The 24,368-nt window shown below is 41.7% G+C and carries 23 protein-coding genes and 1 pseudogene; 13 read left to right on the top strand and 11 right to left on the bottom strand.

The annotated features are described in order from the left end of the window. The first annotated feature begins 16 nt into the window (after positions 1-16). Positions 17-688: a GNAT family N-acetyltransferase gene (locus QNH36_RS13055; protein WP_283903626.1), complete on the top strand. Its 672-nt coding sequence runs from the start codon at positions 17-19 to the stop codon at positions 686-688. 341 nt (positions 689-1,029) lie between these two features. Here QNH36_RS13055 and QNH36_RS13050 read toward each other — a convergent pair whose 3' ends face one another. Then, positions 1,030-1,389, bottom strand: a complete 360-nt coding sequence (locus QNH36_RS13050; RefSeq protein ID WP_144480805.1) for a hypothetical protein — start codon at positions 1,387-1,389, stop codon at positions 1,030-1,032. Positions 1,390-1,603: 214 nt separating this feature from the next. On the opposite strand from QNH36_RS13050, the gene QNH36_RS13045 reads away from it, so the two are divergent. Next, positions 1,604-5,095 carry a hypothetical protein gene (locus QNH36_RS13045; RefSeq protein WP_283903625.1) on the top strand — a complete coding sequence of 1,164 codons (3,492 nt, stop codon included), beginning with the start codon at positions 1,604-1,606 and terminating at the stop codon, positions 5,093-5,095. A 140-nt stretch (positions 5,096-5,235) separates the two neighbouring features. After that, positions 5,236-5,784, top strand: a complete 549-nt coding sequence (locus tag QNH36_RS13040) for an HD domain-containing protein (RefSeq protein ID WP_144480808.1) — start codon at positions 5,236-5,238, stop codon at positions 5,782-5,784. A 52-nt stretch (positions 5,785-5,836) separates the two neighbouring features. Here QNH36_RS13040 and QNH36_RS13035 read toward each other — a convergent pair whose 3' ends face one another. After that, positions 5,837-6,343 (bottom strand): YhcN/YlaJ family sporulation lipoprotein, encoded by a 507-nt coding sequence (locus QNH36_RS13035; RefSeq protein WP_144480809.1) that lies wholly within the window; start codon positions 6,341-6,343, stop codon positions 5,837-5,839. Between the two features lie 174 nt (positions 6,344-6,517). Here QNH36_RS13035 and QNH36_RS13030 point away from each other — a divergent pair, with 174 nt between their 5' ends. Beyond that, positions 6,518-7,240, top strand: coding sequence for an esterase/lipase family protein (locus tag QNH36_RS13030; RefSeq protein WP_251540236.1), 723 nt, complete (start codon positions 6,518-6,520; stop codon positions 7,238-7,240). 115 nt (positions 7,241-7,355) lie between these two features. On the opposite strand, the gene QNH36_RS13025 is transcribed toward QNH36_RS13030, so the two are convergent. Next, positions 7,356-8,423 carry an AI-2E family transporter gene (locus QNH36_RS13025; RefSeq protein ID WP_144480811.1) on the bottom strand — a complete coding sequence of 356 codons (1,068 nt, stop codon included), beginning with the start codon at positions 8,421-8,423 and terminating at the stop codon, positions 7,356-7,358. Positions 8,424-8,630: 207 nt separating this feature from the next. Here QNH36_RS13025 and QNH36_RS13020 point away from each other — a divergent pair, with 207 nt between their 5' ends. Together QNH36_RS13020 and QNH36_RS13015 are read left to right on the top strand one after the other, a co-directional pair. Further along, positions 8,631-8,777 (top strand): hypothetical protein, encoded by a 147-nt coding sequence (locus QNH36_RS13020; RefSeq protein WP_186326872.1) that lies wholly within the window; start codon positions 8,631-8,633, stop codon positions 8,775-8,777. 165 nt (positions 8,778-8,942) lie between these two features. After that, the gene (locus QNH36_RS13015) at positions 8,943-9,365 is read left to right on the top strand and encodes a hypothetical protein (protein WP_144480812.1); all 423 of its coding nucleotides are present in this window, start codon (positions 8,943-8,945) and stop codon (positions 9,363-9,365) included. Positions 9,366-9,411: 46 nt separating this feature from the next. Here the strand turns inward: QNH36_RS13015 and QNH36_RS13010 are convergent, their stop codons facing one another. From QNH36_RS13010 to QNH36_RS12995, 4 genes are all read right to left on the bottom strand, one after another. Beyond that, positions 9,412-11,043 (bottom strand): PhnE/PtxC family ABC transporter permease, encoded by a 1,632-nt coding sequence (locus QNH36_RS13010; protein WP_283903624.1) that lies wholly within the window; start codon positions 11,041-11,043, stop codon positions 9,412-9,414. 1 nt (position 11,044) lies between these two features. Further along, the gene (locus QNH36_RS13005) at positions 11,045-11,791 is read right to left on the bottom strand and encodes a phosphonate ABC transporter ATP-binding protein (RefSeq protein ID WP_283903623.1); all 747 of its coding nucleotides are present in this window, start codon (positions 11,789-11,791) and stop codon (positions 11,045-11,047) included. Positions 11,792-11,800: 9 nt separating this feature from the next. Next, positions 11,801-12,658 (bottom strand): putative selenate ABC transporter substrate-binding protein, encoded by an 858-nt coding sequence (locus QNH36_RS13000; RefSeq protein ID WP_283903622.1) that lies wholly within the window; start codon positions 12,656-12,658, stop codon positions 11,801-11,803. A gap of 205 nt (positions 12,659-12,863) precedes the next feature. Then, positions 12,864-14,420: an ABC-F family ATP-binding cassette domain-containing protein gene (locus QNH36_RS12995; protein ID WP_283903621.1), complete on the bottom strand. Its 1,557-nt coding sequence runs from the start codon at positions 14,418-14,420 to the stop codon at positions 12,864-12,866. A gap of 299 nt (positions 14,421-14,719) precedes the next feature. Between QNH36_RS12995 and QNH36_RS12990 the strand changes: the two genes are divergently transcribed. Beyond that, on the top strand, positions 14,720-16,120 hold the full coding sequence (locus QNH36_RS12990; RefSeq protein ID WP_144480817.1) for an LVIVD repeat-containing protein: 1,401 nt from the start codon (positions 14,720-14,722) through the stop codon (positions 16,118-16,120). A 201-nt stretch (positions 16,121-16,321) separates the two neighbouring features. After that, positions 16,322-16,603, top strand: coding sequence for an AbrB/MazE/SpoVT family DNA-binding domain-containing protein (locus tag QNH36_RS12985; protein ID WP_144480818.1), 282 nt, complete (start codon positions 16,322-16,324; stop codon positions 16,601-16,603). A gap of 56 nt (positions 16,604-16,659) precedes the next feature. On the opposite strand, the gene arcA is transcribed toward QNH36_RS12985, so the two are convergent. Then, positions 16,660-17,892: an arginine deiminase gene (gene arcA / locus QNH36_RS12980; RefSeq protein ID WP_283903620.1), complete on the bottom strand. Its 1,233-nt coding sequence runs from the start codon at positions 17,890-17,892 to the stop codon at positions 16,660-16,662. Between the two features lie 370 nt (positions 17,893-18,262). Here arcA and QNH36_RS12975 point away from each other — a divergent pair, with 370 nt between their 5' ends. Together QNH36_RS12975 and QNH36_RS12970 are read left to right on the top strand one after the other, a co-directional pair. Next, positions 18,263-19,453: a glycine C-acetyltransferase gene (locus QNH36_RS12975; RefSeq protein WP_144480820.1), complete on the top strand. Its 1,191-nt coding sequence runs from the start codon at positions 18,263-18,265 to the stop codon at positions 19,451-19,453. Positions 19,454-19,519: 66 nt separating this feature from the next. Further along, positions 19,520-20,464 carry an L-threonine 3-dehydrogenase gene (locus tag QNH36_RS12970; RefSeq protein ID WP_283903619.1) on the top strand — a complete coding sequence of 315 codons (945 nt, stop codon included), beginning with the start codon at positions 19,520-19,522 and terminating at the stop codon, positions 20,462-20,464. A gap of 34 nt (positions 20,465-20,498) precedes the next feature. On the opposite strand, the gene selD is transcribed toward QNH36_RS12970, so the two are convergent. Then, positions 20,499-21,599, bottom strand: coding sequence for a selenide, water dikinase SelD (gene selD, locus QNH36_RS12965; protein WP_186326873.1), 1,101 nt, complete (start codon positions 21,597-21,599; stop codon positions 20,499-20,501). 138 nt (positions 21,600-21,737) lie between these two features. Here selD and QNH36_RS23925 point away from each other — a divergent pair. Continuing rightward, positions 21,738-21,920, top strand: a pseudogene (locus QNH36_RS23925) (Rdx family protein); the annotation flags it as partial. Positions 21,921-22,074: 154 nt separating this feature from the next. Beyond that, positions 22,075-23,481 carry an L-seryl-tRNA(Sec) selenium transferase gene (selA, locus tag QNH36_RS12960; protein ID WP_283903618.1) on the top strand — a complete coding sequence of 469 codons (1,407 nt, stop codon included), beginning with the start codon at positions 22,075-22,077 and terminating at the stop codon, positions 23,479-23,481. Between the two features lie 38 nt (positions 23,482-23,519). On the opposite strand, the gene QNH36_RS12955 is transcribed toward selA, so the two are convergent. Next, a complete protein-coding gene (locus tag QNH36_RS12955) occupies positions 23,520-23,663 on the bottom strand; it encodes a small acid-soluble spore protein P (protein ID WP_283903617.1) in 144 nt (47 codons plus the stop codon). A 115-nt stretch (positions 23,664-23,778) separates the two neighbouring features. Between QNH36_RS12955 and QNH36_RS12950 the strand changes: the two genes are divergently transcribed. Continuing rightward, a complete protein-coding gene (locus QNH36_RS12950) occupies positions 23,779-24,036 on the top strand; it encodes a DUF2524 family protein (protein ID WP_283903616.1) in 258 nt (85 codons plus the stop codon). 56 nt (positions 24,037-24,092) lie between these two features. Here the strand turns inward: QNH36_RS12950 and sspO are convergent, their stop codons facing one another. Further along, on the bottom strand, positions 24,093-24,242 hold the full coding sequence (gene sspO / locus QNH36_RS12945; protein ID WP_144480826.1) for a small acid-soluble spore protein SspO: 150 nt from the start codon (positions 24,240-24,242) through the stop codon (positions 24,093-24,095). Positions 24,243-24,368 lie beyond the last annotated feature (126 nt).

Genomic DNA, 24,368 nt, shown 5'->3' with positions numbered 1-24,368 from the left:
AGAAGGAGCATATTAGATGGAGTATATCCGTGTTAGCAGCATTGAAGATCCCCTTTTTGCCAAACTCCATAACTTAATGAAAGAGTTTTTCCCTCCTGAGGAAGTTTTGGAATTTGATCTGTGGAAAGAACCGCTTGAAGACCCGGGAATCCGTGTTTTCGTTGCCCTCCATGAAGAAGAAGTCGTGGGGGTGACTGAATACCGCTATTACCCGGATTGGAATATCGCAATGACAGACTTCACGATTGTCGGCAAACCGGGCCTTAGCATTGGGCGCTTTCTAGCCAATAAAAGAATGGATGATCTGCAAAGCCTAGCAGCTGAGCAGGGTGTAGACTTATTCGGGATGTTTGCTGAAATTTATGACCCTTATCGTAAAACAGACCACGAGTTTGGCGGCGTAAAAACAATGGACCCATTTGTTAGACGCGAAGTACTTTCGCACCTGGGTTATAAGCGATTGGATTTAGATTATGTCCATCCTTCATGGGAAAATGACGGAGAAGCTGTAGAAGGGTTGGATTTATGCTTCATGCCGGGTGATGAGGAAACCATTGAATTGCCGGCAGCTTTAATCACAGACTTCTTGACGACTTATTATTCTGTACTCGAAAAGAAGCCAGAGAAATGGATCAAGATGGTGGAGCAGCTTAAGAGGAAAGAAACAGTGTCCTTGCTGCCTCTATAATGTATAGGACTAGCAGTAATCGAAACTGCTGGTCTTTTAATATGCAAGTAGAATGAAATGACGTAGGCAAAAGCAATTTATACAGTGGTCCGCAATAACAGGATAGAACCATTTGGTTTTATCTTTTTTTTATTGCTCAGATTGCGATCGGCGTAGTATCCAAACGGTGTCCGTCTCAGAAATACACTTCCGTTGCTATTAGTACCTGGTGATAATTCCAGGTAAATCTGTTGTGAAAAAGTGCTTAAAATCCATAAAAATAGGGCGATGCTATTCTAGAAAACAACATTATTATGTTGAGATAATATTTTTAGATAAACAAAAAAACGGCCAAAGCCGTTTTAAAAAGCGTATTGAAAAATTCCATAATATAATGGTGCGACAGTAATCAAACCAACCAATCTCGCTGCCACTGGCATTGATTCCTCATCTTCATCAAAGCCAAAATCACCGGCAAAACGTTCAGCAAAGAAAATGGTGAATACCACATCCCACAGTAGTCCAAGAATAAATACCATTTTCCACACCAACGTTACCAGCATTTCCGTTTCAGTTACATATCCGAATAGACCCATCCAGGTTATGATCGAAACAATGAAGTCAAGTCTGGTGATATTGTTCTTGTATTTTCCTTTAATTAAAAACCAGATTGCCGTTGTCCCCAGAAACCCGAGATAAATTACCCATAAAAAATCAGCCATCTTATTAACCTCTAAATCTCTTAATATTTTTTGTGATTATTTATTTTAAACCTGTACCACTTTGCTATTATAAAGGGATTTAGGCATGAATGGAACAGAGTTTGTCGAAAAAACACGTATGGAAATTCCTGATAAAATATTGAATTATTTTATTAATGGTGTAAAATTACACTAAATGATCAGATTGGGATTATACAGGAATAGAGGGATAAAAATGGAATTCACTCCTAAAGAGGAAAGACGGAGAATTTTCCGTGATGAGCTCTATCATTTAAAGGAGCTAGGTTATGTTTCTGAACAGGAACATGACACCGTCGCTGAAGCGTATAATGAATATTTCATTGATTTGCTTGCCAGGGAACAGCAGGAGAAAGAGAAGGTAAGAACAGTCAGAAGTGCGGATCAACATAGTATTAAATCGGTAAAAACGAAACAGCAGGTTAAACACACAAGTAATGTTCATAATTCATCTGAAAATAAAGTGGAAACGAAGCCGAAATCGGTGAAAATCAGGCCTAAGAAATCTCCAGAAGACATTCGTGAACGGAATATATCCTGGTCTTTGAATATTGGGGTAATTATGCTCTTAATCGGCGGCCTGTTCGTGGCGACAAGCAATTGGGACACAATGACTTCCTGGATGAAAGCTGGATCGATCGCCCTTGTCTCGGTGTTATTTTATGGTATCGCCTATATAAGCTACACTGTGCTGAAAATCGAAAAGACCGCATTCGCGTTTGTGGTACTTGCAAGTTTATTTTTGCCTATTTTCACTCTGTCACTGGGTTGGTTTGAATTGCTAGGTCCTTATTTATCATTTTATGGTGAAGGAAGATTCATTTTAGGAACAATCAGCAGTTCAATTCTGATTCCGATTTATGCCATGCTTGCCAGGGGATTATCATCAAGACTATTTGTATGGTTTACGTTTATTTCATCTTCGATTGCGGCTGCTTATGTACTGAGGGCAACAGGTCTTGAATCAGATGGGTTTTACCTGGTATTGGTGATTTTCAATGGGATTTTGATCACTGGGTATCACCAGCTCAAAAAGAAAGGCCGTCTGCCTCTTTTCACAAGGGAACTTGCCGTTTATTCACAGGCTAACTTAGTCTTATCAACTTTGTTGATGCTCTTTTTCTATGAGAATCAGTTTTTCAATGGATTCAGTTTGATTTTAACTTCCATTGTTTATCTATCCATGATTTTTGTGATTGGCCAAAAGCAGTACCATTTTGTGTTCAGCACTATGTTAGTGTATGGTGCTTATCAAATCTTAGAAAATTGGCGTCTTACAGAAGTGAGTCCTATCGGCTATGCGCTTCTTGGATTTGTCTTTCTATTATTGCCAAGATTGTTCGGGGACCAATTTTCTTTGAAAAAGGCTTTCCAAATGACAAGTGCAGTTGTATCAGCTTTTGCGTTCCTCTTCATAACCGCTGAGGGACTGATGATGCACTCACAAAATCCGTCGCTGGTTTTATTTGTGGCTTACCTGCTGATTGCTGCTAATTTCATTTATCTTGCAAATGCAGATAGAAATATGATCTTTGCATATCTAAGCCCGATATTTCTTGCGGCCGCATTGTTTGAAGTGGTGTTGAAGCTGCAAAACTGGATTCAATTCGAGAATCTAACACTGCCGTTATACTTAATTGGTCTGGTCCTTTTTATGACCTTTGGCTGGCTGCTTCAACATAAGCAGCTTCAGGTCATTAAAACCAGCTCGCGTGATATTGGGTTGTTGATTATGCTTTTCATGGTCCTTATTACTTTTTCGATGTTTGGCTGGTGGGAGCTGGGACTGATGTTCATGCTCACGAGCTTTGTATTTTACAGCATGCGGAAAATCGATTCTAGGAATCTTATCCCTACTTTGGCTCAGTGGGCTGTTCCAGTCTGCCTTGGTTTGGCTGTTGCCTCATTTGGAGAGGAAGTAAGGACCCAATCCAGTATGTATGATGATTTTATTGGAATGGCAGGAAACTTTGCGATGGCAGGAATCTTGCTTTTAGCTGTTCACAGGGCCTTTAGGAAAATGAAAGATTCCGTTCTAGCCAAAAGTTCCTTCATCACTGCCCATGGTTTTTATGCTATCAGCCTATTCTTTACGTTCGTTTCACATATTGACAGCATATATGGCGAATCACTTATCTGGTTTGTCGGCATTTTCATGTCACTGCTGCTTTACTTTGCGGTCAGGGAAAGAATAATAGTATTTTTGCCGGGAATCATTTTCCTTGTCTGGTATCTGATCACTGTAAATTCAATAAGTGAAGAGATTATATTCTTTAATGACATAGCGGAGTCACTTTTAATGCCAGCAGGAGGATGGCTGCTGCTGGGCATGGCAGCAGGGCTGCGGGGTAAGGAAACGCGACTCGCAACAGGTTTTGCCTGGGTTGGAAATATATATTTAATTCCTCTCATGGCATTTAACTTTTTCTATTATGAAGATACTGCGGTGTGGAGCTACCTGGTCGCAACAGCTGTATATGCTGCAAGCCTTATATTCGCGAAGAAAGAATGGATGATCAAATCCTTCCTGTATGGAGCGTTCACTACATTATTTATGGCAACCAAGACTGGGATCAGCTATTTTACAACAGAAGAATCGAGTCAATATGCTTTTCTGATGGTCAGTATGTTAATCACAGTCATCTGGTTCTTTTCATCCAGGGATTTTAAAAACAGAACACAGTTTTATCTGATTCCGTTTTCGCTATTGGGAATCTTAAAATTTCTCGTCGCCTATCCATACACATGGGTTTTATATGGTATAACGATTGGTTATGCGGTGATTGTATTGGTCCTGCTCCGCCGATTTAAGTGGGATTTGATTGCCATTGCACCGTTGCTGATGATTTTTTACGGAACAATCCAGTTTATGTTCCTGTCCAATCTTCAAGTGTTTTTCGAGATTGCCATCCTTGCTGCCTTTGGAGTCACGACTGTTTTACTAGGAACATGGCTGTATAAGCATTTTTGGGAGAGTGGCGGTGTTTATGGGCTGAAGAGTCTAGATGCTTATACAATCGTTGGCTTCCTGTTCATCTGCTCAATCGCACCACTTCACACTGAAACGTACTGGGCACTGATTATTCATGGTCTGCTTCTTTCAGGAGGATTATGGCTTCAAAAAAACAGGATCAACGGTGTGAATTCTGAGTGGATTCTTTTTCTGGCAGGAGCCTATTTACTGGTACCGTATTATACGGTCATTGGGCAAATCGAAGTTCCAGCTTTATTAGAAAGGGAGGTATATGTATTGCCGTTCGTGGGGCTAGTCATCTTCATGCGACGGATGTTCAAAAAGCAAAATGCAAAGATTATAGACTATATTCAATGGGCAGTTCTCGTGATTGTCTCTCTGCTGCTAATTCAGGATGGGCTGGCAAGCAACACGGTCTATGATGCATTGATTCTTGGGTCCTTGTCGCTTGTTTCCATGCTTGTGGGTATGTGGCTGAGGGTAAAATCGTATTTCTTTGTTGGAGCGGGGGTCTTGCTTTTGAACTTGTTCCTGCAAACGAGACCTTTCTGGGGAAACCTTCCGTGGTGGGGGTACCTCCTGATTGCAGGCTCAATCCTTATCAGTGTCGCAAGTTTTAATGAATGGAACAAACAAAAGGGAGCTAAAGGAGAGAAGACCATTTTAGTAAGGATAAAAGAGAGTGTAAGAAAGAAGTTGAAAAACTGGAACTAATGACAGACTGCCGGCAAAGGGACTTCTTTGCCGGCCTTTTTAGCGTTACAAAGATAAGGAAGGTTTTAAGTGTGCAATTTTTCTTTAATTCTGTTAACATTCATAAAAATAAGCAAATCACTATGTATGGAGGTCAGCCAATGAGAGATGTCACTCTTTTGGATATATATGAACACCATATTGCCCAAAAGTATTTGAAACGTTCTGGAATGGCGCATGCAATCGCAGTTGCCTATCATGCGTTCCAGCTTGCCAAGGAGCATAATGTGGATGTAGATATGGCTGCCAAAGCTGGGTTCCTTCACGATATCGGCCATTTTACCTGGTACAAAAACGGAAAGTGGGATTACGAATTATACCGGAAGAACGATATCCACCCTATAAAAGGAGCGGAAAGAGCGCACAAGCTCCTGATCAGACTGGGTGAAAACCCCGTACAGGCGAAAGCCACTTCACTTGCCATCCTTTTCCACACAGACTCTTTTTTGCCTTCGAATGATATTGTCCGTACTCCGCTCCAAAAAGTCGTAAAATGGGCGGATGAAAAAGACGAAGAAGAAGGCGGTGAACACCATTACCGAAAAATAGATCACGATCGGGCGAAACAAAGTATTATCCGGCTTGATAAAATGATTGATGCAGAATTGTCGAAAGGGGCGGACAGCGGGGAAACCAGCCTGCCTATTTAAGTGATGATAAGGGCACCGGATATGTTCCGATGCCCTTTCACTCCGGATTGTTTTAACGATTTACAGGGAATGTCCTTTCAATCGTATCATTAAAATCTTCTGCGAGCCCTGGGATCGGTCTTCTGCTCTGCAGCTGATCACGATAATCCGACATTTCCACAACAAAATCTGCATTTGATGATACATAAACTTCCGAAATCGTTTCATCGGCGGCTTTAATTTGGCTGGTGATCTCATCGTATACGTCGTCGGGAACAGATTCAGTATTGCCATCCTCCAGCACAACAGCTACATAGGCTTGTCTCTGGATAGAAATGACGGTAGCGCTCTGCACATCCTGAAGCCTTACTACTTGATCCTCTAAGTCATCCTCGACCCTCATCCTGTATGTCTGATTATAAGAAGCAGAGCGGTATTCCTCATTAACATTTTGGATACGCGGGCTATTCTCCCCGTAAACTTGAGGATTTCCTGCTCCTTCATCTGTATAAGTATTGCAACCAGCAATCAAAAAGGCCGGTGCTAATAGTGTCAGGAATGACGAGTTGACGCGATTCATTGGCAAATCCTCCCTTATATCAAATTGGGAATAGACTGCCCAAATAAATCCCTTTTTATACGGTTTCAAATCAATCTTGCTGAATTCATATATTCCTTTTTTTATTTATGGAATTTTACGAAATCAATTCCATAAGATTTATAGATTATATATTTAGGAGGATTGATATAAGCAATGATCAGGGGATTTATAAGTTTATCTGTTTCGATTGTCCTGCTCCTTGTTCTTGTTTCACCCGCCGGTGCAGCCAAGAGGGTTACAGCGGCCTCTGAAAAAGATCCGGTTGTTTTTGTCCATGGGTTTACAGGTTCATCATCGAGTTATGATGATATGAAACAATGGCTTGTCAGCCAGGGATGGCCATCAAACTATCTGTTTGCTATCCAATATTCGAATACAACTGGAAGCAATATTAATAACGCGTATGAATTGGAATCGTTCATTAAAAATGTCCTTCGGCAGACAAAAGCATCGAAAGTAGACATAGTCGCCCATAGTATGGGTGGGTTAAGCACTCGCTATTATGTGAAGTACCTGGATGGTGCCCAGAATGTCGATGACGTTATAACTTTAGGTTCACCGCATCATGGAACAAATTCTTCTTATTTCGGCTTATGGACTGAGGGAGCAAGGGAAATGGTGCCAGGGAGTGCTTTCCTGAATGATTTGAACAGTGTTGATGAAACCCCAAATGGAAATGATTCTACCTCAGTTATCCAATATACATCGATATTCAGCAGTGCCGATACGGTTATTAACCCGTATACGAGTTCGATTATTGATGGAGCAGACAATGTGGAAATTAGCGGTGTTAGCCACAGTGGCCTGCTTACAGACTCGTCCGTTCGACCATTGATTCTTAATGGACTCCAGGATGGCGGGGAGAACTCTAATTAAGGAAAGACTAAGAACCCAGTTCCGTACTATGTACACGGCACATGTAAAAAAATGCAAGTTCCTGCTTCCTAATACCAAAAAAGACTGCCAGAGGAATTTGGCTGTCTTTTTCAGGTTATATCTTTTTATCTCGAAGTTTATAGAACTTCCAAACATCCTTGATGATGATCTTTACCACCGAGTATAGTGGTATGGCAATCAGGATGCCGATAAATCCATACAATGATCCGGCTGCAATCAAAATCAGGATGACGGTAATTGGGTGGATGCTGAGCTTTTTCCCCATTACCTGCGGAGTGACAAGATTACCCTCCAGCTGCTGCACGACCACCAGCACGATGAGCACCTTAAGCGCCATTAATGGACTGTTCGTTAATGCAATGAACAGCGCCGGAATGATTCCTAAAAGGGGGCCTAAAAATGGAACGATAGTTAAAAACATTGCCAAGACCGCAAGCAAGAGAGCGTAGTCCAGGCCGATAAATAAATATCCTAAGTACATTAAAATACCGTCAACCAGTGCGATTATGAATTGTCCTGTTACATAGGTAAACAAGGTTTTATCAATGTCCGTTAAAATTTTATTTCCTTCCTGTGCATGTTCACTGGGTATATGCTTTAGAATATATGGTCTTAATTTTTCATCATCCTTCAGGAAGAAAAAAGCCAGGAAAGGTACTACGACTAGAACAGTTGCAATACTCGTAATCACGGAAAATAATGTCATGATATTTTCCCCGAGATTTTGAGAGAGCTTGCTTAAATAATTTAAAGCCTTCTGCTTGATTTCATCTGCCTTGATAATTCCTATTTTATTGTCATTGATGACTTTTTGGGATTCTTCTGTAACCTCGTCGACTTTTTCAGGAAAATTTTCTGTCAGGGCGCTAATCTCTTCTCCCAATAGGGAGCCTGCAAAATAAGATAAGGCTGTAAATAATCCTGCTACAAGGGCGAACACGATTAAAATACTGGCGATTTTAGGGAGATAGCGGCTTATCCATTGAACCGGCTTACGTAAAATATAATACATCAGGCCTGAGATCAGGACCGGAAAGAAAATGGCGATTATAAAATTTTGCAGAGGCGAGACGAAGTAATCAATTTTACCAAAAAGAAAGATGATTAGCAGTATCAGGATAAGACCTGTCGAATATTTAAAAAAAGGCCGTTGAACCCACATTTCATTACCCCCTGGTTATTATATCTACTAATTACTTACCTTAAAGGGCCACTCGTTAAACAATGGTTGTCATATAGTGGACAGCTGCTGCATATATTATTAAAAATTGGTAGTTTGATAGTTTATTTAACGGGTAAATATTCAGGTCTGAGAAAACGGAATTACAGAAAATGCCAATGGTCATCTTGTGTGTAAAGGGGTCTCTGTATGGTTGCAGTAGAAGAACATCTTTTGTTTATCAAGGAATTAGGCCGTTTGTTCGATGAATATGCGCATTGTGAAGACAGTGATGTGAAAAACGAGATTTATAAAGACATTCAGTTAATTGGTGAAGCAATAAACATTAGCAACTAATATAGATTCTGGCAGGCCCTTAGAAAAGGGACCTGCCGTTTTTATTTTTCACGTTTGGGAGTTAAGGGGCGGTCACGAAAAAGTCGAAGATGTCGCGGAAATTTTGGAAAATCGGGCGCACTTCCATCATATAAATGGAACAAGCATATGAAAGGGGAGGGTGTAATGAGAATTGACCTTTCAAAAGATCAATTTTTGACGCTTGTCAAGCTGTTGCAGCTTGGAAATTGGCCGCTTGGACTGACGGAAGCAAATCATGGACTGGCCGAAAAAGCAGAGGACCTGGAACAGTATATTTTTTCCCTTGCAAGGGACTTTGAAGCTGGTGAAGAAATATACTTTGACAATGAAGAGGAGTATTACTATCTTTCCGATAGCCTTAAAGAAACAGTCGAAGCCATTATCGATGAATATGAGGAAGATGTCTTTTGGGACCAGCTTACGCATAAATTGGCAACGATTGATTTAAAACGTGAAGTCGATTTCAATTCTACGATTGAAGAAAAAATCAATCGACTATTCCAGCTGAAAGCCCGCTATGAAAAATACTTCCTTGAAAATGGGCTGGACAAGTTGGATCTTCTATAAGGTTTTTAAATCGAAAAGATTAAACCCGGCCTTTTACTGGCCGGGTTTATTTTATGAAGAATCTTGCTTTTTCCGAAATATAGTCTGCAGCAAAGACAAGAACAAGATAGAAGAACAGTAATAGTGTGATATCTGTATAATGGAAGAAGCTCATGCTTAATTTGAATTGCTGTCCAAGTCCGCCTGCTCCAACGAAGCCAACTACGATAGTGGTCCGCATGATTACCTCCCATCGGTAGAGTATATACGTCAGGAAACGGGGAAGCGCAGCCGGCAGGACACCGTATAATAATAATTGGACCCTGCTTGCACCGCAGGATGCCAGGTTCCTCACCGGGCGGGAATCTAAATCCTCTATTACCTCGGCCAACAGCTTGCCAAGAATTCCATAGTTATGAAGGGCAAGTGCTATCGCACCAGGCAGAATTCCAGGCTTGAAAATAAAGATGATCATCATAGCCCAAACCAGTTCCGGAACGGCCCTTGTAAAAATATACCCAGCCCGCACACTACCGAATGACAGCCATCCATACCATTTTTTTGACAGGGTAATCGACCCGTCTGCCACATTCCTGGCTGCAGGAATCATTGTTAATATGGCTGCAATGGTTGCAAACCCAGTGGCCATTATACTCATCACTAATGTTTCCCATGTAAGGGAAACAGCATTGGACCAGCTGTCACTGCTCAGAAAAGCCGGCTGATCTTCACCAATCCCAATTAGCCCTTTGAAGAACTGACTGGAGTATTGGAGATTTTCTTTTGTGAATAGCATTGATAGGCTAGCATTTTCGATGGTGTAAATGGAAAGCCAAGATCCAATGGCGAGTAGAATCATTGAATAGAAAGAAATTTTCAGCTGTTTTTTTTCTGCGTTTGCTGAATTCAGATTCTTCCTTAAAAGATTGCTCCAGACATCGATAAGGATGACAAGAAGGATCAGAAAGAACACAAATGTCCATACTTCATTATATTGTAAATCATCAAGGCTTAATTGTATTTGGTAGCCCAGCCCGCCAATGCCTACAAAACTCATGATGGCTGATGAACGAACCGCGCATTCAAAACGGTACATGGCATAACTTACGATGCTTGACCTGACCATCGGAAGGTATCCGTAAAATAGTGTCTGGAATTTGCCTGCGCCAGCAGCTTCCAATGCCTTGATTGGTTGTGTCGGGACGTCTTCTAGCATGTCTGCAAAAATCCTGCCAAGAATCCCCCCATAAGGGATGGCCAAGGCAAAAATAGCGGCAAAGGGGGAAAGGCCGATTGAAGCAACGAACAGCCAGGCCCAAACAAGCTCGTGGATTGCTCGCATGAAGCCAAGCTGACCTCTGAAGAATACTTTTACATGCCGCTTTGTTTTTAAATTGGATACAAGGACTCCAGAAGCAAGGATTCCCCAGAAAAAAGCAATGACAAGGGCCAGGCTCATTCCTGCCACAGCATAGCTTAGCGTCGTCCAGGTGGACTTCAGGGCAAGCTGGAGTATATCCTTCGATAAATCTGGACTGAAAAATGTCGTTGCAATCTGTTTGGCCGTTTTTATTCCTCCGCCATGAAACAAGTCCTTGTTCCAATGTATGGATGTCAGACTCCAAAGAAAGGCCAGCAAGAGGAGAAGACTAAGTATCTTTCTTTTATGAAGTTCGAATTTCCACCAGCTTCTCTCCATGTTACTCTTGCTCCTTCAGTTTGTACAAGCTGGCAATTTGAGCGTCTGATACGGATGATGAAGGCAAATCGAAGAAAATTTGCCCATCTTGCAGTGCGACCAAGCGATCGAAGTATCTTTTTGCATACTCAACGGAATGCAGACTGGCAATCAATGTTTGATTTTCCTCTGATGCGATTTTGACAAGGAGTGCCAGGATGTCCTCGGCACGAGCAGGATCAAGTGATGCGACAGGTTCATCCGCCAGTACGATCTCAGGGCTCTGGACAAGCAGCCGGGCAAGGGCAACACGCTGCTGTTCCCCACCTGAAAGGGCAGATGTTCGTTCATACAGTTTTTCACTCAGACCCACACGTGTAAGAGCTCGAATTGCATCATCCTTATCCTGAGGAAACAACATGGATAGGAGAGATTTTATGATGCCCCATTCTGATAATTTTCCTGCAAGCACATTATGAATCACCGGCAATTCCCCTATAAGGTCAAATTGCTGACGGATGATTCCGATCTTTTTGGCCCGTTTTTTCTGGTCGGTCATTTCAGCCAACAGCTGGCCGTCAATCGTAATTTCTCCTTGATCTGGCGATAAGTTAGCGGCAAGCAGATTCAGCAAAGTCGTCTTTCCTGCACCACTTGGCCCGATCAAAGCGATTAATTCACCCTTTTTTACCGACAAAGAAAGGGAAGATAAGGCTATCTTCCGCTCGTAAACTTTTTCTATATTTTTTACATCAATGAATTCGCTCATGAAGTCCACCTACTTGATGATCTTTAGTTGCTTGGCGACCTCTTCTATTGCTTTATAATTTTCATTATTTGTTTCAATGAATCGATCGGTTTGCAGTAATTCCATAATTTCATTGTCTTCTTTAGTCATTGATAGAATCGCATCTTTGATTTTCTTTTTTGATTCTTCATCTGCGATGTTGACAGTCCAGTTGTAGTCAAAATACTCAGGAGTTGTGTAGAATACTTTTACCTTTGATTCATCGACCTTGCCTTCTTTGACAGCTGCTTCCCAAACAGAAATATTCAATGCTCCTGTCTCGTAGGCTCCAGATTCAACTAGCTTATAAGTTTTATCGTGGGAACCTGAGTAGTTAGGTTTCCCATCAAGGTCTTGATCAGCGTCAATGCCTGCTTCCATCATGAAGTAACGAGGCATCAGGTGCCCCGAAGTTGAACTTTCGCTGCCAAATGTAAAAGATTTACCTTTTAAATCTTCAAGACTATCAATCTCACTATCTTTTTGGGCAATAAAAACAGACTTGAATTTTTCATCAATCGGCCTCTGTGCGAATGGTTCAGCTTCAGGGACTAAATTTCTAGCCTGGACACCCGTCAATCCTCCAAACCATGCAAGCTGAATTTCACCGCGTTGAAAAGCAGTTACTAAAGCTGAATAATCCACAGAAGGGACGTACTCAACATTCATACCTGTCTTTTTGCCCAGGTCCTTTGCAAAGTCTTCCATGCTCCTGTTCAAATCAGCTGCGTTTTGATCCGGAATTGCGCCAATCTTGATTGTTTCCTTTTTAGCTTCTTCGGTATTTTCCCCAGCACAGCCCGAAAGAGCAGTCAGCAGCAAGACTGCTGCGATCATAAGTTTTTTCATTTTCACATCACCTATATAAATAAATTTTATAACCTTTATAAAATTTATCAATAACGAGTGAATAACTCAATACATTTTACTAACTTTTTTATGGAAGGATGAAATTTCTTTAAACAACTCGAATCAGAGGTAATGATAAAATGGCAATTTTTGAATAATAAACAATAAACCTGCTGGTATATGAACCAGCAGGTTTATTCCTGGATTAGTTATTCGCATTCGCTGCCCATTCTTCCACGTTCCAAACTTTTGTAACCCAATCTTCATAGAAGTCAGGTTCGTGGCTGACCAGGACAATTGTTCCTTTATATGCTTTTAATGCACGTTTTAATTCTTCTTTTGCTGTGATATCCAGGTGGTTTGTCGGCTCATCGAATAATAGCCAGTTGCTTTCATTCATAAGCAATTTGGTCAGGCGTACCTTAGCCTGCTCGCCGCCGCTCAGTTGATTGAGGGGGCGTGAAATATGCTCGTTCTTGAGGCCGCTTCTGGCCAATGCCGCCCTTACTTGATGCTGGTCCATCCCAGGGAATTCACTCCACACATCCTCAATAGGTGTGATACTTCCTGCTTTAACTTCCTGTTCAAAGTAGGAAGGGAAGAGGAAGTCACCCCGCTCGATTTTGCCGCTCAATGGAGGAATCTTTCCGAGCATTGTTTTAAGTAGAGTGGATTTCCCGACTCCATTCATACCAACTAGCGCAATCTTTTCACCGCGTTCTATTGTAACGGATAGTTTTGGAAGCAGCGGGTGCGTATATCCGATTTCGAAATCTGTGCCTTCAAATACATATCGGCTGCTTGCGCGTGATTCCTTGAAATCAAAAGCGGGTTTTAAAGCCGTCTCAGGTCTGTCGATCCTTTCCATGCGATCAAGTTGTTTCTGGCGGCTCTTCGCGCGGCCTGTTGTCGAATAACGTGCTTTATTTTTTGCAATGAAATCTTCTTGTTTCTTGATGAAATCCTTTTGTTTTTCATATGCATTTAGATGCTGATTCTTGTTGATCTCAGCTAATTCCAGGAATTTTTCATACGTAGCAGTGTATCGTGTCAGTTTTGAGAACTCGAGCTGGAAAATGACGTTAGAAACCTGATTCATGAACTCGGTATCATGCGAGATCAAAATGAAAGCGTAAGGATAATCTTTCAGGTACCTGGTCAACCACTGAATATGCTCAACGTCAAGATAGTTAGTCGGCTCATCAAGCAGAAGGACCTTTGGTTTTTCAAGCAAAAGCTTAGCAAGTAAGACCTTAGTGCGCTGTCCGCCGCTTAATGCAGAAACATCACGGTCGATGCCGATTGCATCAAGGCCAAGGCCTCTTGCCGCTTCCTCAACTTCGATATCAAGGGAATAAAAACCGCCAGCATCAAGAGCATCCTGGATTTCCGCCATTTCTTCGAGCAGCTTTTCCAGTTCCTCAGGTGTTGCATCTGCCATTTTGCCGGTGACTTCGTTCAGCTCTTCTTCCTTTTTAAAGAGAGGGAGGAAGGCATCACGTAACACGTCCCGAATTGTTTTTCCAGGAGATAAAACCGTATGCTGGTCCAAATACCCGTACTCAACTCCGGGTGTCCATTCTACTTTTCCAGAATCGTGGATTAGTTGTCCGGTGATGATGTTCATGAGGGTGGACTTCCCGACACCGTTTGCGCCAACAAGGCCGACATGATCCTCGGCTAGCAGACGAAATGACACATCTTTAAAAAGGGTACGATCCCCAAATGTATGGCTTAAATTTTCTACATTCAATAAACTCATTGTTTTAGTCCTCGCTTTATATATTTTCAGTTCATTCATTCCTAATCACATTCATTAATCATACTAAAATCTTTGATTTTGTTCTAGAGTTTTGTGGGCAGGAAGTAATGGAAACGAAGAATTTAATTGTTGTGGAAATTTACCTAATTCGATTTTCGAAACAATTACCATTTCCTTAGGAATTTTTTGTAAAATTAGGGATAATTAACTGAATTTACAAAATATACAGTTTTTTGTTTGCTGATGAGTTTCTACCTCTGCTATATTGTTATTCAATACATAGGAGGAGGTTTTAAATAGTGAAAAAACGATTGTTCCCTAGCTTGATTCTTGCTGGAGCTTTAACTGTTTCTTCTGTTCCATTCAATGTCCTTGCCCATGATGAACTTGGTGATGTAAACATTGAGAAAGGTGAACGGACAGGCTATAGCGAAGTATCGGTCCCTGTCATGGAGGGAAATAAAAACCTCAAATTCTTACATGAAGCCGCTGCTCCTGAAATGAAAACAGTCAGGGCAGATGGAAAGCAGAATAGTTTTGCAGATGTATTTGCCCACAAAGGGTACGCTTATCTTGGCACCCATACCAGGAATGGCGGTAATGGCGGAGTACGTGTATTTGATCTCAAAGATCCGGCCAACCCAAAAGAAGTGTCTGTATTCGCGAATAATGACATCCCTGGTACATGGCAGGAAAAGGTTATCGTCAAGAGTGTGAACACACCATCTTTTAAAGGGGATCTTGCAGTTGTTAGTGTTCAGCAGCTTAATAGAAATAATCCTGACTCAAAGGGCGGATTTTTGCTATATGATGTAACAAATCCAGAAAGCCCTAAGAAGCTGGGTTTTTATGAAGTGACCAAAAAAACCAATGGAACGCATGAGCTGTACCTGACCATGCAGGGCAATCGCGCGCTTGTACTAGCTGCTAACCCTTATGCTGACTATTACAGTCATGGGGAGGAGAAGGATTTTCAGATTGTCGATGTAAGCGATCCGTCGAATCCAGAGAAGCTATGGGAATTCGATCCTAGGTCAATGGAAGAAATTCCTGAAGATTTTAACGGCTACCACTGGAATTCTCCTGATGGGAAAACACGTCCAGTCTTCAACCATAGCACTATGATCGATGAAACCGGGAAGTATGCATATGTTTCGATGTGGGATCTGGGAACGGTCATTTTTGACATCAGCAACCCAGAAAATCCGGAATATCTGGGAAGGACAGATTTCGCTTCTAACCAGCAGGGATCTGCACACTCAGCTACACTGGCAAAAGGCGGCAATGTGCTGATTGAGACAAGGGAAGTTTATAATCCATCTAAAGAAGGCTATGAACAATCATACGGCTATACTAGGATTTTTGACATTAAAGATAAAACAAATCCTAAATTGCTTAGCGAGTTCAAGACCGATTTAGTCGATAATATAGAAAATGGGGTTACTTTCGCCAATACAGTCCATGACCCGAAAGTACAGGGGAATACATTGTATTTATCACATTACGCTGGGGGAGTATACGCGGTGGACATAACGGATCCGGCAAATCCTAAACAAGCTGGGCAGTATGTTCCTGAAAAGTCAGATGTTTGGGGAGTATTTGTCGACAGGAACTTTGTTCTTGCTTCTGATATTGGATCCGGACTAAAAGTATTACTGAAAAACAATGGATCATCACCTGAAATCCAGGGAGTAGAATAGTACTTTGAATAGAACTTTGAAAAGCACGCATTTTGCGTGCTTTTCATTTGCAAATGAAGATTTTTAAAAGTAAATATTTTAACGAAACCGACACTTGATAAATGTAAATATATGCCTCGTTTTGCTATAATTGTATTGGGCTAGAATCGTTTCACAGTACAGACATCCATATCCCACATGGTAGGAAGGGGAGGATGCAATATGAAAGCTACAGGAATCGTGAGGAAGACGGATCAGCTGGGCAGGGTGGTCATTCCGATGGAATTAAGGAAGAAACTAAGTATCGGTGAAAATGATCCGCTGGAGATATTCGTGGATGAGGATATGATCATCCTGAAAAAATACCAGCCTGACCTGACTTGCCTTATAACTGGCACGATCAGCAATGACAACATGTCGCTTGCAGACGGAAAAATTGTGTTAAGTAAAGAAGGGGCTGAACAATTGGTTAAAGAATTGCAAAGCTACCTTGCTGCCAACTAGAATTTTCATATAAAAGCAGTCCTGAATTAAATCCAGGACTGCTTTATTCTTCTTATTTACAAATCTTCCCGGTAGATTGGCATACTCATACATCGAGGGCCACCGCGCCCGCGTGAGAGTTCAGAACTTGGAATTTCAATTACCTCGACGCCATTTTTCCTCAGCAAATCATTGGACACATAGTTTCGATCATAGGTGACAACGACTCCGGGAGCGATCGCCAGTGTATTAGAGCCATCGTTCCACTGCTCGCGGGCAGCAGCGATTTCATGACCGCCTCCACAGGGTATCAGGATTAAATCCTGAAGGCGAAGGACCTCCTTCAATGTTTCTGTTAAGTTGGAGCGTTCTGAGATGGCAAGTTTGTCTGGGTCTGTACCTTTTTCAAGAATATATATTTTCATATCACCGTTGGGCCCCTCGATTCCATGATGGATGGTGAATTTTTCATGGTCAACCATTGTAAACACTGTATCAAGGTGCATATATGCCCTCAATTTAGGGATTTCAACAGCTACCACCTTTTTTATTCGATCATTTTTGGAGAATATCTGTTTTGCCAATTTTTCAATTGCCTGGGCAGAAGTCCGCGCACTTACCCCGATGGCAATGACTTCAGGACTGAGCACGAGTTCATCCCCGCCTTCGAGAGGGTAGTACTGATCCCGGTCGTACCAAAAAGGAATATCATGGGCAGCGAACCGGGGATGATGCTTCATGATGAAATCCATGAAAAGTGACTCCCTTTTCCTTGCTCCTTCACACATTTTGTTCAATGATATTCCATCCCCAATCACGGCGGCTGGATCTCTTGTAAAATAGAGATTTGGCATAGGATCCAGGAAGAAAGGATAGTAGTCGTCCAGAAGTTCATGCAAGTGCACTTTCTTCTCCTGTTCGATTTCTGATTTCAACACGCCAGACATCACTTTTTGAATCATCTCTTCAGTAGAATAGGAATGAAGATACTCTTCCACTATGCTTCTCGATCCGTTCAAATTGCTTTTGCTTTCATTGAGTACCTGATCAATGAATTCCTGTCTTAATTCTTCTGTATGTAAGGCCTCTTCCATTAATTTTTCGAGATAAAGAACCTCGATGCCTCGGTTCCTTAATACATCAGCGAAATAATCATGTTCTTTTTGGACTGCTGGAAGATACGGAATGTCGTCAAAAAGAAGCCGTTCCAAATATTTTGGTGTCAGATTTTCGACTTCCTTGCCAGGCCTATGCAGCACTACTGACTTCAACTCTCCAATCTCTGAATTTATATTAAGTGGATATTTCATAAAAATTAACCTCCAAAACTCAGTTTCTATTTCTATATGAGACATGAGGGAGTGATGATGATGCAGATGAAAGGTTGTTCGCTGCCCTCTTGATGCCTGCCTGGTTACAGACGGGCCCTCTTTTATTTACCCTTTAAAAATTATTCAAACCACGTTTTAATAAAATCATGTTTTTTAAAGCACATTAGGGAAAAGTAATAAAAAGTAAGCGTTTTCTGTCCTTCATAGATGTACAATTCATAGAAATGTGATAAAGTATAATTTATAAATACCCATTACATATGGATTGATGGACTTAGGTGTTGTCCGCTCCAAAAAGACAGTTGTTTTTGTAAAAATGACATGCCGTTTCGGCAGAAAGGGGAATTCGATGTCTAGCAAAACATTGGATCAATTTTTGAACGAGAACCTGGAGGAATTAAAGGGGAAGGGGCTATACAATGTAATCGACCCGCTAGAAAGCCCTAATGGACCAGTCATAACAATCAATGGAAAAGAAATGATCAATCTATCTTCTAATAACTATCTAGGACTGGCTACTGATGACAGATTGAAAAAAGCTGCCGATGAAGCGATTTCCCGGTTTGGAGTGGGAGCAGGCGCCGTTAGGACGATTAACGGCACACTTAAGCTTCATGTTGAACTTGAAGAAAAGCTTGCCAAGTTCAAAAAGACAGAAGCTGCTATTGCTTATCAATCCGGCTTCATGTGTAATATGGCTGCGATTTCCGCTGTAATGGATAAAAATGATGCGATTCTTTCTGATGAATTGAATCATGCTTCGATTATTGACGGCTGCCGTCTGTCACGTGCAAAAATCATCCGTTTCAACCATTCTGACATGGAAGACCTGCGCGCAAAAGCAAAAGAAGCCAAAGAATCCGGTCTATACAATAAAATCATGGTCATCACCGATGGCGTATTCTCCATGGATGGAGACATTGCAAAATTGCCGGAAATCGTTGAAATCGCCGAAGAATTCGACTTATTTACATATGTCGACGATGCACATGGTTCTGGAGTACTTGGGGAAGGCGCAGGAACTGTCAAGCATTTCGGACTTTCAGATAAAGTCGATTTCCAGATTGGAACATTATCGAAGGCTATTGGTGTAGTCGGAGGATATGTTGCTGGAAAGCAAAACCTGATTGACTGGCTGAAAGTGAGAAGCCGTCCATTTCTGTTCTCAACCTCACTCACTCCTGCTGACGTTGCTGCCAGCATAAAGGCAATTGAAATCCTGATGGAAAGCACAGAATTGAACCAGCGTCTATGGGAAAATGCAAACTATCTGAAGGATGGACTGCAAAAGCTTGGTTTTGACATTGGACACTCTGAGACGCCGATCACTCCATGCATCATTGGAGACGAAGTGAAAACACAGGAATTCAGCAAGCGATTATATGAAGAAGGGGTTTACGCAAAATCAATCGTATTCCCAACAGTACCGCGGGGAACAGGCCGGGTAAGGAATATGCCTTCCGCGGCGCATACGAAAGAAATGCTTGATCAGGCATTATCTATTTATGAAAAGGTAGGAAAAGAATTAGGGATTATTTAATTGGGGGATGCCGGTTTGTCTGACAAGCCGGCATAGTTTTAAGGAAAAGCAGGAGGAGTACATAGAATGAAAAAGATTTTGATTACTGGTGCACTTGGCCAGATTGGTTCAGAATTAACAGTTAAACTTCGTGACATATACGGACAGGACAATGTCATTGCGACTGACATCAGACAGACTAATTCAGAAGCAGCAGTCAACGGCCCATTCGAGATTCTCGATGTCATGGATGCCAACAGGATGGCTGAATTGGCAAAAGAATACAATGTTGACACAATCATGCACATGGCTGCACTGCTATCAGCAACAGCTGAGACGAAGCCGGTTTTTGCATGGAACCTGAATATGGGCGGTTTGATGAACGCCCTCGAAACAGCAAGGGAACTGAACCTGCAATTTTTCACTCCAAGCTCTATCGGTGCTTTCGGTCCGAACACACCTAAAGACGATACGCCTCAGGACACAATTCAACGTCCTACTACGATGTATGGTGTGAACAAGGTTGCAGGAGAATTACTTGCAGATTATTATTTCCACCGTTTTGGAGTTGACACCAGGGGAGTGAGATTCCCTGGATTGATTTCTTACGTCACACCTCCAGGAGGCGGAACAACTGATTATGCGGTTGAGATTTATTACGAAGCAATCAAAAATGGTAAATACAGCTCCTATATCAACAAAGGGACATACATGGACATGATGTACATGCCTGACGCGCTTGGGGCGATCATTGATTTGATGGAAGCAGACCCTTCTAAGCTCATCCACCGTAATGCTTTTAATGTAACGGCAATGAGTTTTGACCCGGAGCAACTTGCAGCTGAAATAAAAAAGCATATTCCAGGATTTGAACTGTCTTACGAAGTGGATCCTGTAAGGCAGGCAATTGCTGATAGCTGGCCGAATTCAATCGATGCTTCTGCTGCTGCTGAAGAATGGGGATTCAAGGCAAAATATGACCTCGGGAGTATGACTGCCGATATGCTGGAAAAATTGAAAGTCAAATTATAATAAATTAAGAAAAAAGGTGAAATCAAATTTGATTTCACCTTTTTACATAAATCAGTTTATCCTGCTTTTCTGTGACTTTTCCTATTACAGCAGCTTGATTCAATCCTTTGTCTTGGAGTGCTTTTACATATTGAATGGCCTCATTTTCTGGCAGTGATACAAGAAGGCCGCCTGACGTGATTGCGTCACAAAGGACCAATTGCTCTTCAGGAGATATGTCTGCATACTCGACATCATCCACTAGCCACTTATGATTTGACTTAGAACCTCCTGGTACAACGCCTTTTGCCGCCAATTCATATGTACCTTCCAGGACAGGAACTCTGGTTAATTCAATCTCAAAGCTGACATTGCTGCCTCGTGCAATTTCACTTCCATGACCGAGGAGGCCGAATCCAGTCACATCTGTTACTGCATGAGGAGTGAAGCTTTTGAGCGCTTCTGCAGCGGATTTGTTCAATAAGGCCATTGTTTCGGTAACGGACTGTTCTTGTTCGGCCGTTACCACACCACGCTTAATTCCGGTCGTTATGATTCCAACCCCGATTGGTTTTGAAATGACCAGCACATCACCTGGTTTGGCGCCGACATTTTTCCATATGGATTCAGGGTGTGCCAGACCTGTCACGGATAAGCCGAATTTAGGCTCCTGATCATCGACTGAATGTCCGCCAACTGTAACGGCACCAGCTTCTTTCACTTTGTCACTCGCCCCTCTTAATATTTCTGCAAGTATATCTGGACCAAGCTTTTTGACAGGATATCCTACTATATTAAGAACAGTTTTTGGCTCTCCACCCATTGCGTACACATCGCTAAGTGCATTGGCGGCAGCAATCTGGCCAAACATATATGGATCATCCACGATTGGGGTGAAGTAATCAATTGTTTGGATCAGGGCGATATCATCTGTCAGTTTATATACACCTGCATCATCGGATGTTTCATGTCCGACGAGCAACTCAGGAACAGGTTCCTGTTCAGGTAATAGACGCAGAACCTGCGTCAAGTCCTCTGGACTGATTTTACATCCTCAGCCAGCTTTTGTTGACAACGAAGTCAAACGGATTTTTTCATGTTCACTCAACCTTATCACCTCAACAGAAAGTATACTCCTTCTTGTTTTTAAAATCATCCTTAAGCTACTATTATTTGCACAGAGTCAGACTTTACACTAAAATTACAGTAATTATATATATATTTGCAAGGGGGATTTTTAATGGAGAAGTATCAAGTCGCCGTCGAATTTTGCATGATGTGAAATTATGCACCAAAAGCCGCGAGTCTCGCGGAAGATTTATTCACGCATTTTCGAAGCCAAATAGAAAAAATGGAACTGATACCAGGTTCCAAAGGAGCTTTTGAGGTTACGGTTAACGGAAAACTTCTATACTCCAAACTTGATACAGGCTTATTTCCGGATGTCGACGAAATCATAAAGCAAATAGAAGCATAAATATTGCCTGGCAGCTGCCAGGCATTTTTTTAAGCTGCAGGATGCAATATTGCTGTAATTTCACAAGACTTAATTCACCTGATTGAAAAAATTACGATTGGATATTAATGATATAATGGAACAATGTAGATTTGTTTTGTGGGGGCATGCGAGCATGAAAGAATTTTTGAGAGCCTTGCCTGCAGTACATGAACTGCAGAAAGATACAAGGTTTACGGATTTAATTGACCAGTATGATCTAGATGAAGTCTATCTGACTGATGTGATGAAATCAGAAATAGATAGGATAAGGAAAGAACTGCTAAGAGGGAATTGGGCAGGGGCAGAACCAGGGACAGAAGCATTTATAGACCAAATCTTTGAAGCTGTTGACCGTTCTGCAGCTGAACGATTGGAATATACACTTAAAACTGTCATTAATGCTACCGGAACCATTTTGCATACAAATTTAGGCAGGGCCCGATTGAGCGAGAATGCCATAAAGCATGTAGTGGAAACAGCTATGAACTATTCCAATCTTGAATATAAGCTAGATGAAGGCAAACGCGGGTCACGGCACAGTCATGTGGAAGCATTGGTCAAGGAAATTACAGGTGCAGAAGCGGCTATGGTCGTCAATAATAATGCTGCTGCTGTTTTTATCATTCTCAGTGCGCTTGCACGAGGTAAAGAGGTTATCGTTTCGCGTGGACAACTTGTGGAAATTGGCGGTTCCTTCCGTATCTCTTCGATAATGGAAGAAAGCGGAGCGAGATTAGTCGAAGTAGGGACAACAAATAAAACCCATCTATACGATTATGAGAATGCGATTTCAGAAGAAACATCCATGATACTGAAGGTCCATACAAGCAATTTTAAGATATATGGCTTTTCGAAAACCGTAGAAACCGAAGAGTTAGCACAACTGTCAAATAAACACGAAGATGTCATTTTTTACGAAGATCTAGGTAGTGGTGTTTTATATGATTTTCAAAAGCATGGTATTGGGGAAGAACCTGTTGTTAGTGAAGTGCTCAGAATGGGAGCGGATATCGTATCATTCAGCGGGGATAAATTGCTGGGCGGTCCGCAAGCTGGTATTATCGCTGGAAAAAAAGAGCTTATCGATCAACTGAAAAAGCATCAGCTGGCCAGGGTCGTAAGAGTTGATAAAATGACGCTAGCAGCACTCGAAGCAACTTTGATGGATTATCTTAAGGGCGAAAAGGGAATGGGCAATATCCCGACTCTTCGGGATTTACTTGTGCCTTTAACGGAACTTGAGGCAAGGACTGAAAAATTTGTCAAGTCTATCCAATCTTTTGGCGGAAAATTAAATGTAAATATCACAGAAGGGACTAGCCAGGTCGGCGGGGGAACAATGCCAGATGTCGAGCTGCCTGCCTGCCTGGCCAGCATCAGCCACCCTGAAGTAAGTGCTGAACATATTGCGAGAAAGCTTAGGACAGAACATTCACCAGCCATCATAGTGAGAATTCATAAAGAAGAGGTGCATGTCGACCTTCGTACCGTTACCCCGGAAGAAGAACAGCAGCTCTTGGACGCGCTCAAATTAATATAGCATGATGGCTGCCAGATTATTTGGCAGCCATGTGTTTTTTACATATCGTGGCCAGAATTGTGCTTTTGGCGAGTATGGTTGCGGTTTTTTACCTTTTTGGATCCGCTTAGTGGAGCAGGCTGGCTGTCTTGGTCACCCTTGGGAGCATTTTTGTGCATATCCTTGGAATCGTTTTTGTTCATTGCTCATCCCTCCTGATTTTAGGATTAGATTTTCACTTGAATTTATACTGAATAAATAACTTTTAAATGTGCAATTTAACGGTATAGATTTTACTACATCAGGAGGAAATCACACATGCCTTACAATAAAGATAAACAACAAGCCTTCCAGGCAGCCCAGCAAGGGTTTGAAGACGCACAAGGTCTTTATTCGAAAATTGTCCGTGATTCAGCAAGCTATGGTCACCAGTTAAAGCACCTTAAAAATGAAGTGAATGAAGCATTCCAACAAATTGAAAATGCTCTTGAAACCGCTTCTGAACATCAAAGGGGACAATTAGAAAGGTTCCAGCAGGATCTCAGAAGTATCGTGAACGAAGTGAATATGGAATAAAAGTTGAAAGCGGAAGGTGTTCCTTCCGCTTTTTCATATACCAGGCATGTTATTATTTATTGATTCTTTTTACGCTTCTTATTATTTTGTTTTTCAAGCTCGGTCATAGGTTCATTTGCCATTTCTTCATTGAATCCCGCACCATTTCCCTGAGCTTTTGCAGCATTTGCTCCGGGAATGACATGATTTGCTTTTCTTTTTACCACATGAATCACCTCCATCTGTCATATTTTTTCCCATTACACACTGCATAATCCTGCTTTTTCACTTTTGTAAAATAGTTTTTAATTGACTTGGATTAAATTAGGAAACAATATTCCTCTTTGATAAAA

Source organism: Mesobacillus sp. AQ2, assembly GCF_030122805.1.
In the GTDB taxonomy this organism is placed as follows: domain Bacteria; phylum Bacillota; class Bacilli; order Bacillales; family Cytobacillaceae; genus Mesobacillus; species Mesobacillus oceanisediminis_A.
The sequence above is the reverse complement of the archived record's forward strand: the minus strand, read 5'-3'. Positions and strand labels throughout refer to the sequence as shown.